This window comes from Stenotrophomonas sp. TWI587, from assembly GCF_039674145.1.
In the GTDB taxonomy this organism is placed as follows: Bacteria; Pseudomonadota; Gammaproteobacteria; order Xanthomonadales; family Xanthomonadaceae; genus Stenotrophomonas; species Stenotrophomonas maltophilia_AY.
On sequence record NZ_JBDJMW010000002.1, the window covers coordinates 184,278 to 202,961 of the forward strand.

13 protein-coding genes are annotated in these 18,684 nt (G+C 63.5%); 12 read left to right on the top strand and 1 reads right to left on the bottom strand.

All coding sequences use genetic code 11. The features are described from left to right. Positions 1–26: 26 nt before the first annotated feature. Positions 27–677 (bottom strand): class I SAM-dependent methyltransferase, encoded by a 651-nt coding sequence (locus ABE464_RS03940; RefSeq protein WP_346470837.1) that lies wholly within the window; start codon positions 675–677, stop codon positions 27–29. A gap of 377 nt (positions 678–1,054) precedes the next feature. On the opposite strand from ABE464_RS03940, the gene ABE464_RS03945 reads away from it, so the two are divergent. From ABE464_RS03945 to ABE464_RS04000, 12 genes are all read left to right on the top strand, one after another. After that, entirely contained in the window at positions 1,055–1,669 is a 615-nt protein-coding gene (locus ABE464_RS03945; RefSeq protein WP_070474651.1) for a CDP-alcohol phosphatidyltransferase family protein, read from the top strand. 52 nt (positions 1,670–1,721) lie between these two features. Continuing rightward, positions 1,722–2,810 carry a class III poly(R)-hydroxyalkanoic acid synthase subunit PhaE gene (phaE, locus tag ABE464_RS03950; protein ID WP_346470838.1) on the top strand — a complete coding sequence of 363 codons (1,089 nt, stop codon included), beginning with the start codon at positions 1,722–1,724 and terminating at the stop codon, positions 2,808–2,810. Then, complete coding sequence (locus ABE464_RS03955) at positions 2,807–3,877, top strand: class III poly(R)-hydroxyalkanoic acid synthase subunit PhaC (RefSeq protein WP_346470839.1); 1,071 nt, start codon at positions 2,807–2,809, stop codon at positions 3,875–3,877. The genes phaE and ABE464_RS03955 overlap by 4 nt, the downstream gene beginning before the upstream one ends. Continuing rightward, on the top strand, positions 3,874–4,245 hold the full coding sequence (locus ABE464_RS03960) for a YfeK family protein (RefSeq protein WP_346470840.1): 372 nt from the start codon (positions 3,874–3,876) through the stop codon (positions 4,243–4,245). The genes ABE464_RS03955 and ABE464_RS03960 overlap by 4 nt, the downstream gene beginning before the upstream one ends. Before the next feature lie 47 nt (positions 4,246–4,292). Further along, the gene (locus ABE464_RS03965) at positions 4,293–4,496 is read left to right on the top strand and encodes a PspC domain-containing protein (protein ID WP_346470841.1); all 204 of its coding nucleotides are present in this window, start codon (positions 4,293–4,295) and stop codon (positions 4,494–4,496) included. Next, the gene (locus tag ABE464_RS03970; RefSeq protein WP_346470842.1) at positions 4,493–4,951 is read left to right on the top strand and encodes a hypothetical protein; all 459 of its coding nucleotides are present in this window, start codon (positions 4,493–4,495) and stop codon (positions 4,949–4,951) included. Before ABE464_RS03965 ends, ABE464_RS03970 begins: the two co-directional genes overlap by 4 nt. Before the next feature lie 160 nt (positions 4,952–5,111). Then, positions 5,112–5,327, top strand: a complete 216-nt coding sequence (locus ABE464_RS03975; RefSeq protein WP_259259734.1) for a hypothetical protein — start codon at positions 5,112–5,114, stop codon at positions 5,325–5,327. A gap of 207 nt (positions 5,328–5,534) precedes the next feature. Further along, positions 5,535–7,910 carry a Tex family protein gene (locus ABE464_RS03980; RefSeq protein ID WP_346470843.1) on the top strand — a complete coding sequence of 792 codons (2,376 nt, stop codon included), beginning with the start codon at positions 5,535–5,537 and terminating at the stop codon, positions 7,908–7,910. Between the two features lie 222 nt (positions 7,911–8,132). Then, positions 8,133–10,277 carry a PAS domain S-box protein gene (locus ABE464_RS03985; RefSeq protein WP_346471122.1) on the top strand — a complete coding sequence of 715 codons (2,145 nt, stop codon included), beginning with the start codon at positions 8,133–8,135 and terminating at the stop codon, positions 10,275–10,277. Between the two features lie 289 nt (positions 10,278–10,566). Further along, a complete protein-coding gene (locus ABE464_RS03990) occupies positions 10,567–12,369 on the top strand; it encodes a methyl-accepting chemotaxis protein (protein ID WP_346470844.1) in 1,803 nt (600 codons plus the stop codon). A gap of 355 nt (positions 12,370–12,724) precedes the next feature. After that, the gene (locus tag ABE464_RS03995; RefSeq protein WP_346470845.1) at positions 12,725–14,146 is read left to right on the top strand and encodes a PIN-like domain-containing protein; all 1,422 of its coding nucleotides are present in this window, start codon (positions 12,725–12,727) and stop codon (positions 14,144–14,146) included. Between the two features lie 3,570 nt (positions 14,147–17,716). Beyond that, positions 17,717–18,526 carry a hypothetical protein gene (locus tag ABE464_RS04000; protein WP_346470846.1) on the top strand — a complete coding sequence of 270 codons (810 nt, stop codon included), beginning with the start codon at positions 17,717–17,719 and terminating at the stop codon, positions 18,524–18,526. Positions 18,527–18,684 lie beyond the last annotated feature (158 nt).

Here is an 18,684-nt window from a genome sequence, read left to right on the forward strand (position 1 = left end):
GCGTGGTTGCCGGCCAGTGGCCGGCGCTACCGGCGGGCGAGCAGCAGGTGGAAGTGCTTGGTCACTTCGCGGCCGTCGTTGCTGCACCCGGTTTCGCGATGCGTGCGCCAGGCCTGCACGGTCAATCCGGCGCTGCGCAGCGCCTGCTCGACCTCGGCCAGCTCATGCAGATGGAATCCGTACCCGGTGAACGGCAGGGTGCGCATGAAGGCGGCATCGCCGAAGGCCAGGCAGAGCCGGCCCCCGGGGCGCAGCACGCGGGTGAGTTCGGCGAACGGGAATTTCAGTTCGTCCCAGAAATACAGGGTGTTCACCGCCAGCGCCGCATCGATGCAGGCCGAGTCCAAGGGCAGGGCATGGGCATCACCGTGGCGGACGTCGGCGCGATCCTGCAGCCCGTGCGCGGCCAGCAGCGCGTTACCCGCATCGACCATCGCCGCAGAGACATCGACACCCACGTAGCGACTGCGCGGTGTGCGCAGCAGGTCCTGCGCGAAGGCCGCATTGCCTGGGCCGATCTCCAGCACCTGCTCGCCCGGGGTGACCGAGAGCAGGGCGATGGCGGCACGGTTGAGCTCGCCATTGCTGTGGTTCATCGATTCGGCCACGGCAAGCGCATGCTCGCCGTGGGGGTGGCGCAACTGGGCAGCCAGATCATCGGGGGAAAGCACGCGCAAGACTCCTGTCGGTGGGCGGCAGGACCTGGCGGCGGCGGAGTCCATCCACCAGCTTAGCCCACTGGTGGCAGTGATGGGGGGCCATGTGACGGGGGATCGCCCCCGCCCGATGAGCATCGGTGATCAACAAATCACCATCGTCGCGTCTATTGAGACTGAGTTGTCCACAGGGGGTGTGGATGACTCGTGGGCAAGTTTGTGGATAAGCCCCGTCGGCCCCCGCCGACACTCGCTGTCAAGATGGGTGGCCAAAAATTCACCGCAGGTGGCCCCGGCGTGAACGGCGCGGCAAGGCGGAGGTACGGTGGCGTAGGGTGGGGTGTCCGCGTGCAGGCCGCTCGCGGTACTCTCTAGCGATTGCCGCCACCCGATCTTCCATGAAACGTCACTTCTCGATGTTGCGCGAGTTCCACCTGGCCGACTGGTTCACCCTGGCCAACGCGTTCTGCGGCACCGGGGCGGTGTTTGCCGCCATGCGCTACCTGCAGGATGGCGAGCGAAGCTATCTGCTGTTCGGCATGGCTTTGATCCCCCTGGCCTTCATTTTCGACGCGCTGGACGGGCGCATCGCCCGCTGGCGCAAATCCAGCTCCACGCTGGGCCGTGAGCTGGATTCGCTGTCGGACATCATCTCCTTCGGCGTCGCCCCGGCCGCGCTGGCCTACGCCTGCGGCATGCAGGGCGGCTGGGACTGGCTGGTGCTGAGCTATTTCGTCTGCTGCGGCGTCAGCCGCCTGGCGCGTTACAACGTGACCGCCGAGGCACTGGCGGGCGAAGGCGACAAGGTGCCGTACTTCGAGGGCACCCCGATTCCGACCAGCCTGGCGCTGGTGGTGGTGCTGGCCGTGGCGGCGAGCGTCGGCGCGACCGGCGCGGACCTGTGGCTGGGCCAGTGGCAGTTGGGCCCGTGGCAGCTGCACCCGCTGGTGCTGCTGTTCGCGCTGTCCGGCTCGCTGATGATCAGCAAGACCCTGCGCATCCCCAAGCCGTGAGGCAGGGCAGCGCGGCATTGCTATCATCGTTTCCCGAGACGGGAGGACGGTCATGAACACGGCGGGCAGCGGCAGCGGCGCAGGCGATGTGGAAGCCTTGGCGCGGCAGTATTTCAGTGCCTGGGGCGATGCCCTGCGGCACGCTGCGGCACCGCCTGGCTCCCCCCCCGGCCCTGAAGGCCACGGCAGCTGGCAGCAGGCGATCGACGGCTGGGCGCAGATGATGCCCAATGCCGCCAGCGGCCCGGCCGACGAGGCCGTGCACCGCTTTCGCGAGCAGGCCGGTGGCTGGTACGGCACCATGCAACAGGTGGCCGCGCAGTTTGCCGGCCGCGACACCACCAGCGCCGACGTCGCACAGGCTTGGCGCACGGCCGTGCTGGGGCAGGGCGACGGGTTGCTGCAGTGGATGCTGCAGGGCGCACGCGGACATACCCACGCCGAGGGGCCGGATCTGCTGCAGTTGCTGGAAACATTGCAGCGCCAGCTCGGGCCGTGGCTGCAGAGCCCGGCATTCGGTCCCGGGCGCGAGCACCAGGCCCGCTGGCAGGCACTGTTGCGCGCCCAGCAGGACTACCAGGCGCACTCGCGCGATTACGTGGAGCAGATCAAGCAGGCGCTGGACGATGCGTTCACCCTGTTCGAGCAGCGCCTGGCCGAGCACGAACAGCCGGGCAACCAGCTGACCAGCGCTCGGGCGATGTTCGATCTGTGGATCGACGCGGCCGAGGAAGCCTATGCGAAGGTCGCGCTGTCCGAGCCGTTCCAGGCGGTGTATGCCTCGCTGGGCAACGCCCAGATGCGGCTGCGCGCAGCCACCCAGCAGGAAATCGAACGGCTGACCGAGAGTTTCGGCCTGCCCACGCGCACCGAAATGGACGCCGCCCATCGCCGGATTGCCGAGCTGGAGCGGCTGGTGCGGCGCATGGCCAGCGGTGCAGGCACGCGTGCAGGTGTGGCGGGCACTGATGCAGGGTCTGCCACCAGGCCGGCAGACGCGAAGAAGGCAGGTGCGAAGAAGGCCGACGCGAAGAAGGCAGGATCCGGCAAGGCGGCACCGACGCAGGGCAAGGCGCGTGCGGCAGCGCGTCCGGCCAAGGCCACCAAGCCCACGAACAAACCCAGGAAGCGCAGCGCATGAAAGGCCCCTTGGGCTTCAACGCCGAAGACCTTCTGCAGGAAACCCTGGCCATGCAGCGCAAGCTGATGGACGGGCTGAAGCTGCTGCCCTCGGTGGACGATGTCGATTACGGCGCGACCACCCGCGAGGAGGTCTGGCGAGACGGCAAGGTCGCGCTGTACCGTTTCGTCGGCACCGAGGCGCCGGTCCATCGCACGCCGCTGCTGATCGTCTATGCCTTGGTGAACCGGCCGTACATGGTCGATCTGCAGACCGACCGCTCGCTGGTGCAGAAACTGCTGGCGCTCGGCCACGATGTCTATGTACTGGACTGGGGCTACCCGGACCGCTCCGAGCGCTATCAGACGCTGGAGGATTACCTGCTGCGCTTCGTCGATGGTGCGGTAAATCACCTGCAGGCGCACAACGGTGGCGAGCCGATCAACATGCTCGGCATCTGCCAGGGCGGCGTGTTCGCGCTGTGCTACGCCGCGCTGCGTCAGGCCAAGCTGGCCAACCTGATCACGATGGTCACCCCGGTCGATTTCCACACGCCGGACAACATGCTCTCGCACTGGGCGCGCCAGGTGGACGTGGACCTGCTGGTGGACACGTTGGGCAACATCCCGGCCGATCTGATGAATGCCAGCTACCTGATGCTCAAGCCGTTCCGCCTCAACGTGCAGAAGTACGTTGGCCTGCTCGACATCCTCGACGACAAGGACGCGCTGGAGGATTTCCTGCGCATGGAGAAGTGGATCTTCGACTCGCCCGATCTCGCCGGCGAAGCCTTCCGTGACTTCATCAAGCAGTTCTACCAGGGCAATGGCCTGATGCACGACGGCGTGCGCATCGGCGAGGACACCGTCGACCTCAAGCAGGTCACGTTGCCGGTGCTGAACATCTATGCCGAGCAGGACCACCTGGTCCCGCCGGATGCGTCACGCGCGCTGCGCGGTCGCATCGGCAGCGCGGACTATACGGAGAGCAGTTTCCGCGGCGGTCATATCGGCATTTACGTGTCCGGGCGCGCCCAGCGCGAAGTGCCCGCGACCATCACCGGTTGGTTGAACGAGCGCACGCGATGAAGATGCGTCACCTCATCTGGCTGGCCGTGGGTCTGTTGAGCATCGGTACCGCGCACGCGGCCCCCAGCGAGACCGCCCGCCGTGAGATTGCTGGCCTGATCGGTGCGCTGGATGGCTCGCGTTGCCGGTTCCAGCGCAACGGCAGTTGGCACGATGCGCCCGAGGCGCGCGCGCATCTGCAGCGCAAGTACGACTACCTGCTCAAGAAGGACAAGGTGGACACCGCCGAGCAGTTCATCGAGCGTGCCGCCAGCCAGAGCAGCATGAGCGGCAAGCCGTACCGGATCGCCTGCCCGGGCCAGCCGGAGCAGACCGCCGGCGTCTGGTTCGCCGCCCGGCTCAAGGCACTGCGCCAACGCACCCCGTAGACACGGTTCGCGCTAGAGTCGGCCCATTCCGGACCGAGACCCCGTGCATGAACACACCGCCGCGCCCGCTGTCCCGTTCGCTCAACGACCGCATGATCGCCGGGGTGATGGGCGGTATCGCACATCGCTACGGCTGGAACGTCACCCTGGTACGGGTGCTGTTCGTGCTGGTCTCGATTGGCTCGGCCGCCTTCCCAGGCATTCTGGTCTACCTGATTCTGTGGCTGTTGATCCCCAACGAGGCCGATTGACCTTGTCGCCGGTGCTGCTGCGCGCCTTGCAGGGGCTGGGCGCACTGTGGACGTCACCCAATACCCTGATCGGCCTGGCCGCCGGCGCTGCCGGGATGCTGGCCGGTGCCCGTCCGTCGTGGAACGCGCGCGACTGCGCGATCGTGTTCCGCGAGTTTCCGTGGGGGCCGGGCGGGGCGATCACGCTGGGCAACGTGATCCTGCACACCGGGCCGGTCCTGGACGTGCCCTGTCGCACCTATGCGCACCAGGCCGGTCACGCCACCGAGCCGGTGATCGGTCTGCACGACCACGAACGCGCGCACGTCTACCAGTATCTGGTGCTGGGGCCGTTGTATCTGCCGGTGTACCTGCTGTGCGGTGGCGTGAGTGCGCGCAACCCCTTCGAGCGTGCGGCCGATGTGTATGCGCTGCAGGGGCGGGGTTGGTGGCCATCGAGGCGAGGTGCGCAATGACGTTATCTCCTCGTTAAATTCATGTAAGAAAAACGTCGACAACGCGACGTCATCTGCATGCAAAAAAACGTTATTAGCCTGCATGACGAATCAGTCAGGTTTGCCGGGGTAAGCTTGCATCGCTGTATGAGCAGTAACGTTACCTGGAGGAACACATCACATGGCAATCGTTCTTTATGTCGGTGGTAGCAAGGATGGCGACAAGGGCCTGGTGCCCCATGGCTTCAGCAAGTCCCAGGCCGATACCGAGCTGGGCCCGGAGATCTACACCGAGCGGTTCATGGAACTGCAGGGTGTGGGCAAGGTGCGGGTGATGGCGTTGGAGTCGATGCACGACGAGATCGTCCACCAGCGCGCGGCCGTGCATTACCGGTAAGCCAGCCACACCGCTGAGGCGCCCGGTTGTCGCAGGCGCCCGCGCCGGCATCCCAGCCCCACGCAAGGATGCCGGCGTGAATGCAGGACCCCTCGTGTGGTCATCACCACGAGGCGACAGGTTCGGCCCGGCCTGTCAACGGCTTTCCCCCGCCGCCGCGCATCGCCAGAATGGGTTCTTTCCGCAAAGCGGCTCCGGCCGGAAGCAATGCCTGACATCAAGCTCGCCCAGCAGATCGCCCAGACCATCGCCGATGAGATCGGTGCCCAGACCGCCCAGGCCCTCGCCGCCATCGCCCTGTTGGACGAAGGTGCGAGCGTCCCGTTCATCGCCCGCTACCGCAAGGAAGTCACCGGCGGTCTGGACGATACCCAGCTGCGCAATCTCGAAACGCGCCTGACCTACCTGCGCGAGCTGGAAGACCGCCGCGCCGCGGTGCTGTCCAGCATCGACGAACAGGGCAAGCTCAGCGACGAACTGCGCAACGAGATCCTCGGCGCGGACACCAAGTCGCGCCTGGAAGATCTGTACCTGCCCTACAAGCCCAAGCGCCGCACCCGCGCACAGATCGCGCGCGAAGCCGGCCTGGAGCCGTTGGCCGATGGCCTGCTGGCCGATCCGGGCCTGGACCCGCAGGTGTTCGGCGCGACCTTTGTCGATAGCGACAAGGGCGTGGCCGACGTCAAGGCAGCCCTGGAAGGTGCCCGCGCGATCCTGATGGAGCGGTGGGGCGAAGATGCCGCGCTGGTCGGCGAGCTGCGCACCTGGCTGGGCGAGAACGGTGTGATCCGCGCGCGCGTTGCCGAGGGCAAGGAAGAGCAGGGCGCCAAATACCGCGATTACTTCGAGCATTCAGAGTCGCTGGCGAAGATTCCCTCACACCGGTTGCTGGCCCTGTTCCGCGCGCGCCGCGAGGAGATCCTGTTCCTGGAGTTGGACCCGGGCAGTGATGCGGAGGCCGGCAATCTGTACGCCGAAGGGCGCGTGGCGCACAACGCGGGCATCCGCGATGCCGGCCGCCCCGGCGATCGGTGGCTGCTCGACGCCTGCCGCCTGACCTGGCGCGCCAAGCTGCACATGCACCTGCTGCTGGACCTGTTCAACCAAGCGCGTGAGAAAGCCGAGGCCGAGGCGATCTCGGTGTTCGGGGACAACCTCAAGGACCTGCTGCTGTCCGCCCCGGCCGGCCCGAAGGCCGTGCTCGGCCTGGATCCGGGCATCCGCACCGGCTGCAAGATCGCCGTGGTGGATGCCACCGGCAAGCTGGTCGCGACCGACACCATCTACCCGCACGAACCGCGCCGCCAGTGGGACCAGTCGCTGCACACCATCAAGCAGCTGTGCGTGCAGCACAACGTGGAGCTGATCGCGATCGGCAACGGCACCGCCAGCCGCGAAACCGACAAGCTGGCCGGTGAGGTGATCAAGGCGCTGGGTGACACCAAGCTGCAGAAGATCGTCGTGAGCGAAGCCGGTGCGTCGGTGTACTCGGCGTCGGAGTTTGCGGCCAAGGAATTCCCGAACCTGGACGTGTCCATCCGCGGTGCGGTCTCGATCGCCCGCCGCCTGCAGGATCCGCTGGCCGAACTGGTCAAGATCGAGCCCAAGGCGATCGGCGTGGGCCAGTACCAGCACGATGTGGATCAATACCGCCTGGCGCGCGCGCTGGATGCGCGCGTGGAAGACTGCGTCAACGCGGTCGGCGTGCACGTCAACACCGCTTCTGCCGCGCTGCTCTCGCGCGTGTCCGGGCTGTCGTCCACCGTGGCCGAGAACATCGTGCGGCACCGCGATGACAACGGCCCGTTCAAGCGCCGCAAGGACCTGCTCAAGGTGCCGCGCCTGGGCGAGAAGACCTTCGAGCAGTGCGCCGGCTTCCTGCGCATCGCCGATGGCGATCAGCCACTGGATGCCTCCTCGGTGCACCCGGAAGCCTACCCGGTGGTCGAGCGCATCGTGGCCGCCACCGCGCGCCCGATCAAGGCGCTGATCGGGGACGGCAGCTTCCTGCGTGGCCTGAAGGCCGAGCAGTTCACCGACGAGACGTTCGGTGTGCCGACCGTGCGCGACATCCTCAAGGAACTGGAAAAGCCGGGCCGTGATCCACGTCCGGAGTTCAAGGCCGCGCGCTTCGCTGACGGTGTCGAGGAACTGAAGGACCTCAAGGTCGGGATGATTCTGGAAGGCGTGGTCAGCAACGTGGCCGCGTTCGGTGCCTTCGTGGATATCGGCGTGCACCAGGATGGCCTGATCCACATCTCCGCGCTGTCGGACACCTACGTCAAGGACCCGCGTGACGTGGTCAAGGCCGGTGACATCGTCAAGGTGAAGGTGCTGGAGGTGGACGTGGCGCGCAAGCGCATCGCGCTGACCCGCCGCCTGGACGACACCCCGGCCCCGCCCAAGGCCCCCGGCGAGCGCGATGCGCGCCCGGCCGGTGGCGGTCGACGCGAGGGCGGGGCCGGCAATGGGCCCCGCGGTGGTGGTCGTGGCACGCCGTCCGGCCCACGGCCGGGGAGTGCGGCGCCGCCGGCCAACAACGCGCTGGCCGATGCCTTCGCGCGGGCCAAGCGCGGCGGTTGAGTCCGGCGCGGGTCCTCCCAGGGGCCGCCTTTCGGCGGCCTTTGGCGTTTCAGGCCACCCGTTCGTGCCGAAGGCACTTCTGGTTTGACGTGCGTTTACGCAAACTTCCTGTTGAATACCCGTATGGTGGACGGGCGGCGGGGAGGCCAGATGACCGACAAACAGGCAGAACCGGGCGACCGGCCGGGCCACAGTGTTCAAGCCGAGGCTGCCCTGCCGGCCATGGCCGAACACGCCCGGCGCCTGGAGATGATCATCGAGGGCACTGCCGCTGGCACCTGGGACTGGAACATTCCCGACGGCCTGATGCGGGTCAACGAGCGTTGGGCGCAGATCGTCGGGTATACGCGTGAGGAGTTGGCGCCGATCACGCCGGAGACCTTTTTCCGGTTGGTCCATCCCGAGGATCTGGCGCAGTCCAACACGCTGTTGGACGAGCACCTGGAAGGGCGCTCGGCGCATTACGAGAGCCTGTGCCGGATGCGCCACAAGCGCGGCCACTGGATCTGGGTGCAGGATCGCGGACGTGTCTACGAGCGCGACGCGCAGGGTCGGCCGCTCTGGATGGCCGGCGCGCATGCCGATGTCACTGATCTGCAGCAGGCCCGCCAGGACGCGGCAGAGATGCGCCAACGGCTGCAGGCCGTGGTCGATGCGTCCGACGAAGTGGCGGTGATCGCCACCGACATCAACGGCGTGATCAATCTGTTCAACACCGGCGCACAGAAGCTGCTGGGCTACGCCGCCGAGGAGGTGATCGGCCGGCTCGACCTGGGCCGGTTCCACGATCCGGATGAAATGCGGGCCTATCTGCAGGATGACGCGCGGGCGGACGGCCACCTGCCGACCACCTTCCAGGCGCTCACCGCACGCGCGGCGCAGGGGACCTGGTCACGCCAGTGGACGTTCGTGCGCAAGGACGGTGAGCGCCGCCAGGTCCGCTTGTCGATCAGTCCGCTTGACGGTGCGGGCGGACTGATCGGCTATGTCGGCATGGCGGTGGATCTGACCCCGCTGCTGGAAGTGCGTGAGCAGGCCCACGTGGCGGCCAAGAAGTTTGCCGGTGCGTTTTCCTCCGCAGCGCTGGGCATGGCCCTGGTCTCGCTGGAAGGGCGCTGGCTGGACGTCAACGATGCGCTGTGCGGGATTCTCGGCTACACCCGCGCCGAACTGCTGCAGATCGATTTCCAGACCCTGACCCACGCCGATGACCTGAACACCGATCTGGCATTGCTTGGCGACCTGCTGGCCGGGCGCCGCGACCATTACCACATGGAGAAACGCTACCTGGGCAAGGCCGGCAACCTGGTCTGGGGGCGCCTGTCGGTTTCGCTGGTGCGCTCGGAGAGCGGCGAGCCGCTGCATTTTGTGTCCCAGATCCAGGACGTGACGGTGCAGCACCAGAGTAGCCAGCAGCTGCGCGAATCCGAACAGCGCACCCGGGTCACCCTGGATGCGGTCGCCGACATGGTGCTGACCCTGGATCTGCACGGGGGGATCCAGTATGCGAACGCCGCAGCCACGCGCGCGCTAGCCGGCGAGGGCGCCGAGTCGCTGGCGGGCAGTCAGCTGCAGGACGTCATGGAGCTGACCACCGAGTACGCGCCGCGCTCGCCGCTGGACCTGGCGGTGCTGCTGGACCCGGAGAGCAATGCCGTGGATCTGCATTCGGATCTGCTGTTGTCGGTGGGTGCCCATCTGCTGCCGGTGGACGTCACCCGGGCCTGGCTGCGCGGCGAGGACGGGCAGACCACCGGCGCGGTCTGGGTCATCCGTGATGTCACCCAGCAGCGGGCCCGTCAACGCGAGGCGCGGCACCTGGCCGAGGTCGACCCGCTCACCGAGCTGAGTAACCGTCGTGGGTTCGAAGCACACCTGCAGCAGGCGATCACTCGGGTCGCCCGGACCGGGCAGTCGGCATCGCTGATGTACATCGATCTGGACCGCTTCAAGCCGGTCAACGACACCCATGGCCACCTCGCCGGCGATGCCGTGCTGTGGGCGGTGGCAAGTCTGCTGCGCCATGGCGTGCGTGATTCGGACATCGTCGCCCGGTTGGGGGGCGACGAATTTGCGGTGATTCTGGCCGGCTGCTCGCTCAAGCGCGCGCGCCGGATCGCCAGTGACCTGCTGGAGTCCCTGCGCGGGCTGTCCATTCCCTGGGACCTGCAGCGATTGAAGGTAGGCGCCAGCATCGGCATCGCCCGGATCGGCGGCAGCATGAGCGTGGACGATGCGGTGGCTGCCGCCGATGCGCAGTGCTACCGCGCCAAGGCCATGGGCCGTGACAACGTGCAGGTGGAGACCCTGGTGGCGGGGGACGTGGAGGTGCTCGAGAGCCAGGACGGTGCCGAGGGCGGGGAATGACCCTAAAGCCCCGGTAGATCCGGCCGTTATATGACTCGCAGTCATTGCCTGCACACTCACGTGGATATCTGGCTTTACACCTGTTTGAACGGTTCATTCTCGCCGCCTGTCGGGGCGCTTGAAGCCCACTGAAGCAACGTCATCCCCACTGACGATCTTCGTGAGTCCAGCCAACGGAATACCGCGACCGGGCCTTCGCCCGGGGTTGACCTATTCGCTAAACGGACACCGAGGTCCAACGATGCTTACTTCAGGCTTGCACACGCATGTGCCCGACCGTGCCTCCGATATGGGCACGACATTCCCGCGACGCGCGCTCACCGCATTGTTCGCTTCCCGCCGCAGCGTCAACGATGCTGCCAATGCCGCTCGGTTGCGGCAGCGCGAGCTGGAAGACCAGGTCAAGGCCCTGCACCGGGTCCAGGCGGTCATCGAGTTCCAGCTCGATGGCACCATCGTGCACGCCAATGACAATTTCCTGCAGACGCTGGGCTACACCCTGGAGGAAATCCAGGGCAAGCATCACGCCATGTTCGTCGATCCCCAGTACGCACAGAGCAGCGAGTACCGGGACTTCTGGGCCAATCTGGGTCGCGGTGAGTTCGATGCGGGGCAGTACCGCCGCATCGGCAAGGGTGGCCGCGATATCTGGATCCAGGCCTCCTACAACCCGGTCTTCGACAGCAACGGGCGGCCTTACAAGGTAGTCAAGTTCGCCACCGACATCACTGCGCAGAAGTTCCAGACCGCCGATTTTGCCGGGCAGTTGGCGGCGATCAACAAATCCCAGGCGGTGATCGAGTTCGACCTGGAGGGCCGCATCCTGGCCGCCAACGAGAATTTCCTCGCGGCCATGGGCTACACGCTGGACGAGGTGCGCGGGCAGCACCATTCGATGTTCGCCGAGGCCGGATATCGAGAAAGCGCCGAGTACCGCGCGTTCTGGCTGAAACTCGGCCGTGGCGAGTACGATGCCGGCCAGTACAAGCGACTGGGCAAGGGCGGACGCGAGGTCTGGATCCAGGCCTCGTACAACCCGATCTACGATATGAACGGCCGGCCGTTCAAGGTCGTCAAATACGCCACCGACATCACCGCGCAGGTACGCGATACGCAGGCGCTGCAGGCGGCGGTGTCCCAGACGCGCGAAGTGGTCGCGGCCGCCCAGAGCGGGGATCTGACCGGGCATATCGACACGCAGGACAAGAGCGGCCCTATCGGCGAGCTGTGTGCAGGCATCAATGCGCTGGTCGAGGCGATGGCCGGGATCATCGCCCAGATCAAACTGGCGGCAGACACCATCGCAGTGGGTGCCAGCGAAATTGCCGAAGGCAACAGCGACCTCTCCGTGCGCACCGAGCAGCAGGCAGCCGCACTGGAAGAAACCGCCGTTTCCATGAGGGGCCTGACGGCCACCGTGCGGCGTACCGCCGACAACGCCGTGCAGGCAAATCAACTGGTGGGTGGGGCGGTGGAGGTGGCCGCGCAGGGCGGTCAGGTGGTCAACGAGGTGGTATCGACGATGTCGCTGATCAATGACTCCTCGCGCCGCATCGTCGACATCATCGGCGTGATCGACGGCATCGCCTTCCAGACCAACATCCTGGCGCTCAACGCGGCCGTGGAAGCAGCACGTGCCGGCGAGCACGGGCGCGGGTTTGCCGTGGTGGCGTCGGAAATCCGCTCGCTGTCGCAGCGCTCAGCCGAGGCGGCCAAGGAAATCAAGCAGCTGATCGGGGATTCGGTCGAGAAGGTCGGGGCGGGCACGCGCCAGGTCGAAAGCGCCGGGCGCACGATGGACGAGATCGTGGTCAGCGTGAAACGGGTGAGTGATCTGATGGCCGACATCAGTACGGCCGCGCGTGAGCAGAGCGACAGCATCGAACAGATCAACCAGGTGGTCGAGCATATCGACGAGAGCACCCAGCAGAATGCCGCCCTGGTGGAGGAAGCCTCGGCCGCCGCGCGCAGCATGGAAGAGCAGTCCACCCAGCTGCTGCAGACGGTGGCGGCATTCCGGGTGGGGACGGCCGGCAAGGGGCCCCGACCGGCGGCGGCCAATGCCGCACATCCGGCGCTTCGGCTGGTCTGAGCGGTAACGAAAAACGCCCCGGATCCGTCGATCCGGGGCGTTCTGGTTTTCCATGGTGCCGAAGGTGGGATGCGGAGCTTCGGGACTAAAGCGCATCGGGAGCGGCGTAACTGTATGATTTAAAAGGGCGGCGGTCCGGGGTTCGCTTCCGCGTGTAGTTCAAGCTACTACCAAATGTAGTTCACTTTGTCCTCCGCTCCCTAGGCTCCCAACGTTCTGTTCGATTGGGCAGCGGTCTAGAACGACTCCGACCACCACAGGAGATGATGCCAAGGTATTGCTCAGGTTACCTGTAGAGGGTCGACGGGTAGTGGGTCGACAGGACATGATCTAGGTGGATAGAGGAGGAATAGAGTTGAAGACGAGTTTTCGCGGGTACTACTCGGCCAATCCAGCTGAGGTCTCCACGCTTTGGCGTGAAGGCTTGGTTGTCCTAGACACGAACGTGCTACTGGACCTGTACCGGGTCCCGTCCTCAACAAGAGACCAAGTGTTGCTATTGCTCGATTCCCTTGCGCAACGGCTGTGGTTGCCCCACCACGTGGCATTGGAGTACCAGCGCAACAGGCTCCAGGTCATGCACGTCGCTCATAAGAAATCTCAAGTCGCATTGGAGAAGATCGATAGCAGCTTCAATGCACTTTTGAAGCAAGTATCAGAGCTCCAACTTGAGAAGCGCGGCGTGGGCGAACACGTCGACCAGCTTCTTTCGACGCTCAAGGAGACCTTTAGTAGTCTTCTGGAGTCGGCCAGCGTCGTGCCCGCCGAGCAGTTGGACCCTGCCGCTGCGGACCCGGTCCGAGCACACTTAGATGAACTATTCGCTGGGCGGATCGGCCCTCCGCCTCCCTCACAGACGGCATTGAATGAGACTTTTAAGGATGGGGCGAAGCGGTTCGCTGCTCAGATGGGTCCCGGCTACAAAGATGAAGAGAAGGGGAAGGAGCAGCCGACCTACATGAGCGGCGGATTGATCTACGACCGCAAGTTTGGTGATTATGTGGTTTGGACGCAGCTGCTTGAGTATGTGAAGACTACAGGCGTCACCCGGGTCATTTTCGTTACTTCTGACGTCAAACCTGATTGGTGGGAGTTCTTGGGAAGGGAACGAGTGGGGCCGCTCCCGGAGCTTCGGTCAGAGATTGCAGACGCTGGCGTGGCGGATTTCGGCATGTACACGTTGGCTGATTTTATGGCAGGTGCAGGAGTGCATCTGGGTGTCGCCGTTACAGATAACGCCAAGCGTGACGTTGAAGAGATTGAACGCGATCCACAGCGCGATCTTCTCGAGGAGCATGAGCTCTCTAGGACTGCGGCTCCGGTTTTCAATGTCCCTTATAGCGCGCTTCAATCCATCGAGAGTGCTCTAGGAGGGGGACTAGGCCACGCCAAGACAACGTTCGGCGAAGCCTCTTTTATTGATTTAAGCGCTGTGTCAGGTCTCCGCCGCCGCCTGCTCGTTATGCCCTCCAAAGCTATCCTTACCCCGCACAAGAGTGGGCTGCGAACGTTTTTTGAAGGGACCCAAGAGGTGTTTGACGGGCAGTTCGAGGTGGGGCTCGTCGTGTACGGTGGCAAGAGGAGCTTCGAAGGCGAGGACGAGTTCTCCGACTTCGCCTTGGAGATGGCCAGCTGCGCTAACCTTAGCTTCGATTACGGCTTCCCCCTCTACGTTGCGGCGCGCGTTTCCGGGACAGTCGCCGTCCGGGAGATTACCTTGCGCGGTGTGCGGACCCGGCGCGATAGCACCACTCGACGCACTTCAGGTGACTCCTAAGAAGGTGAGGCCCCGCTGCCGCATCTAAGAGGGCCCCGTCTTCCAACGGAGCGGCCGCCGCTCCTCATAAAAGACAGATAGGCGCAAGGGGAGCGCGGAACCCAAGGGCGATGGCGGCACATACAACATGTCCCTCCATTAGTCTCGCCCGGATCCTAAGTGTTGAGGCTGTACGTCGCTGGCAAAGGCGCGCCCATCTGAGACTAATCTCGTAGGACCAACAATGACCTTGCGTTCGCTTTCTGACCCGATGCTGGCACTTTTTAGCTGGCCTGTGCGGTTGACAGTTGAGACTAAGGGACTTGTAACCGTACGTGCCAGGCACTAATGCGCCGAAACTATGAAGGCTGACGCATGGTCTCGGAAATCAGGACCAAGCTCTTACTGCCCAAGAGTCAGCCGAGCTCTCCTGTACGAAAGTCTCAGCACGGTCGTAACATCTGCTACACAGCGTCGCACGCGACTTGCCAGCACTTTGCCGGAAGACGGGGACCTTAAGACCTGTTCTGCCGATGCCACAAAAAGAGCGGATCAACTGTGTCCCTGCGGCCTCTGGATTGACTTGGGAATACGCCCCGTAGCCATGGAGCGTTTAAGGGGCGCACGGGATATTTCCTGCAGGGGAGCCTTTTAGACTGGACGGCGTTCTGCGAGGCTCCGAAGTAGCACGCGGGCAACACCTGTAAGGCGAATCAAACGGATTCGGCGGTCCCGGGAACAAAGGTAGCATTCAACTAGACCAGCGCGGACCAGTACTCTAATGGTTCGGCTCGTGGTGCTTTGCGCTGTTCCAATCGCCGCGTCAACTCTCCGTTCAAGCTCCCCAGCGCTAATGCCATGCTCTTCGACCTGCCATAGCACCATCAAAAACACTACTCGGCGAAGCGGAGCGTCCGGCCCAAGCGCCTCACAGATGCCAAGCAGGAAAGGCTGCTGAGGATGCATCGAATCAGGTGACGATGAAGCCCTGATTGCTTTGCCCTTAGGCGACGGGTGATGTTCCTTCATCGACCCCTCGGATGGCGGGGGAAGATGACATCGACGATCAGCCTCCAGCGTGCGGGGAGCCGGACCGAGATTGCCACCCCCACGGTCGTGCTTCTGCTGCTCAGCACGGATGCGACCTCACCTGGGAGTAGTCTTTCGAAGGCATGCTTGATCATTTCGGGTTCCTGTGTAAGGTGCCCTTAATGAAACACAGCAGGCAAAGGATCGGTACTTGGATACTCACCCCGTAAGAGGATAAGTATCCGCAGTTCGTTCCATACCGGCCTTCGTCCAGTGACTAGCTGAAGAGATACGTCAGCGTAAGAGAGTTGCAGCGAACCTGAGGTCGTGATCGGGAGACTTGAGAACAGCGGTGAGTGTCTCCGGATGATTCTGGTCCTCGGGCAGAACGTCAATCTGCGGAGGCATCGCGCGCTTGACGTTACGGCGAGCCACAGCGTGGTCAAGGTAGATTGCGCGCACCTGCACCGTGCGCCTCATACCTGACGGAAAGACGTCGACCCCAATATCGGCAAACTCGCCAGAGCCAACAAGCATGTCGAGGCCATACCTTGATCGGTACGGTTCGGGCATCACCTCTTCGGTGGCTAGCCATCGGACCATAAGGCCGCACGTCTTTGGGCAGCAGGACAAGTAAAGTCTCGGGTTCCATCCGCATGCACCGGCAAACTTGCGTACCTTCTCAAGCATAGTGTGAGCTGGGAGGTTGGTAGACGCTGGAATGATTACGGAGGTTCCTTCACCTTGCATCTTTAGAAGAGCCATGAAGTATCGGACCCCAGAGGCAGTGGTAAATCCCTCGGCCTTAAGCCGCGTGCGGTAGTCCTTTGGATCAATAGAGTTCAGGTCGGCGGGTAGCCGAGGTCTCTTAGGAGCGCGCATCCGTACGGCATCGGGTGGAAGTCTCCGACCCTTCTGCTGCCTGGCCCGGCGTTGCTCAAACACACGGTTTCGGACTAAGTGAAGCTGGCGAAGCGCTTCCGCAGTGTGCGCTCTCTCCATCTCAGAAATAGCGGCAGCAGACGGGAGGCTGAAGGAACCATCCTTCATCAATGGCCCACAGGGTGTTTCGTCCTTGAACATTAGGCACGCAAAAGCGCGGCGCTCTGACGGCGTCGTTAGTGTGGACATGGGGGCTGCCTTAAAAGTGCGGATAGGTTGGGGGATGATCTGCAGACCGCAGACGAAGTCGCTGAACGAATGCCTCTATGCGTCTACCCGAAGGCGTCCCTCCGTGCTTTTCGCTTATGCGTATACACCTAAGGTAGTTCTACGATCCGTAGCGCCCAGGCGTACCTGATCTAAGCCCAGTCCGAGGCATGGGCAGTTTGCTATGCGGCGTCGAGCTGACCAGCTCGGCTGGATCGGAAACCCAGAGCACTGGCCCACAGCGAGTGTCTGCGCAGCGGGTTGGCCCGTGACGGAGGTCTAACGCCTTGGGTGGAACCCAATCGCCAATGGAGGGGTCGCCGTTACCCAAGGGCTGGAAGGATCTCGGGTCTGTTCCCTTGGGTGCAACCAAATCAGTGAGCAAGGCTCGGGCTACGCCCGGAGGGGCGGACCGAGCTTCCTAAGCTACCGCCCAAGCCTGTCCAACAGCCTGGAGACGCCGGCACGAGTCCATCTAGACCCACGAGGAGTCAAGATCCCGCCAGCGTTTAGAGACGACACGATCCCCCCTAGGGTGGTCACTCCAGCCTGCCGAAGTTCGGCTACAGTCTCCCTAAGGCGCTCGGCAAACCTGTCCGCCTCACAGCGAACAGCCCTCAGAGCGGCTTCATTACCCTTCTTAGCGCGCCTTAGCGATGCTGCGCCGTTAGGATTTCCGAGCACCTGTCCCCGGGCCTTAGCGGCCTGTAGGGCGGCTTTGGTGCGACTTGAGATGGCTTGACGTTCCTGCTGGGCCACCAAGGCCAGAATGCCCACGGTCAACTCGCAGGCATCCGGCATATCTGCAGCAATAAAGCGCGCACCTGAGTCGCGCAGCGTCAGGAGGAAGGCCGCGTTACGGCTCAATCGGTCCAGCTTTGCAATGATGAGAGTCGACCCGGTAAGTCGACATAGCTGGAGAGCCTTCCTCAACTTGGGGCGGTCGTCTCTCTTGCCGCTCTCCGTCTCCGTGAACGTCTCCGCTATCACGCCCCCTCGCTGAGCGACCAGCGCTTCACACGACGTCCGCTGGGCGTCGAGACCGAGACCGGATGCTGCCTGCCCACGGGTGGACACGCGATAGTAGGCAATGAATCTAGAAGCAGTAGTCACCGCGTATCAATCTGCGTAGCGAACGTTAGGCTGAATGATACGCCATGCGCTGAAGCTTAAGAAGTCCGTGAGCTCTTCAGAATGCTTCCCTTGCGGGGATTCGAGATCAGGAAATGCGCCATATAGCGACACCAGCGTCTCTTTGCGTTGCAGGTAAGGTGGTCGGCTGTGCGCAGGCATGGAGCTTCGAAGACAGCCCCCTGCCGGTGGCACTGCCTGGACCGGATTAGGGCAAAGTCATACCGACTGGTGTGGGCGCAGTGAGTTGTCCACTACAATCTGTCAACAGAAGGAGGGTCTATGTCGGGGGAACAAACCAGCGCGCTCACCGAACTAAAGGATGAGGTCAAAGCGGCTTTCTCAACGCGCATGCGAAGCCCTTTTGTTGGAGTCTTTGTCTTTAGCTGGATCGCGTGGAACCACCGTACATTGTTCGTGTTGTTCGCGGACATGAAGGTGGGTAAACGGTTCGGATTCATCGACGAGGAGCTCTATCCATCGACCGGGCAGTTCATCACGAGCAACCTCTTGTTGCCTCTGCTGTCGTCTGTTCTTTACATCGGAGTTGTTCCGTGGGTGACTGAGGCAGTTCATCGTTGGAATCTATGGATGCAAAGGCGCCTGCGGCAGGCTGAGATGCGCTCCGAGGGGCTGGAGCTATTGACAGAGCAGCAGTCCGTCCAACTTCGTGAGCGCATGGCTCGTTTGCACGAAAGCCACTTGGATCTGCAGGGAAAGCTGGCTAAGCAGGAGAGAGCTACAAAAAGGTACGCGGCGATGCATGCGGAGTTGTCACGTAAAGACTATGAAGTCCCGCCGGTAGAAGTAGTGGAATACTTGCTGAGTGACAGCTTTGCCGCAAAGGCTGCCTCAGATCTCGGTGCGGAACTATCTGTGCATAGCTTTGATGAGCGAGGGCAGGTTCTCTCGTGGAAGGTCAGCAGAGATCGCTCGGTGATGGCGGAACGTTGGTCCATTAGTGGAAAGGCGCTTGATCTGTACTCAAGTCGCGGTGAGGTTATTGCAACATTTGAGTTTAACCCTGAGAGCGCCCAGTTCGAAGGCTCAGCCAACGGCCGAGCTACATGCCTAGTACCTCGCAGTCTCTAGTTGCGTACCCTCTATGCTTGTCTTTACCCCCCCCTATGGGGGCATTGAGCCAGATCGGCGGATCGAGCCCCCCTCACATTTTTTTGCTAAAACCGCTGCTGCGCTCGTGATCCTATGAGGTTGAGATGGGTTCCGGCTGTAAGGGTCACTGTCAATAC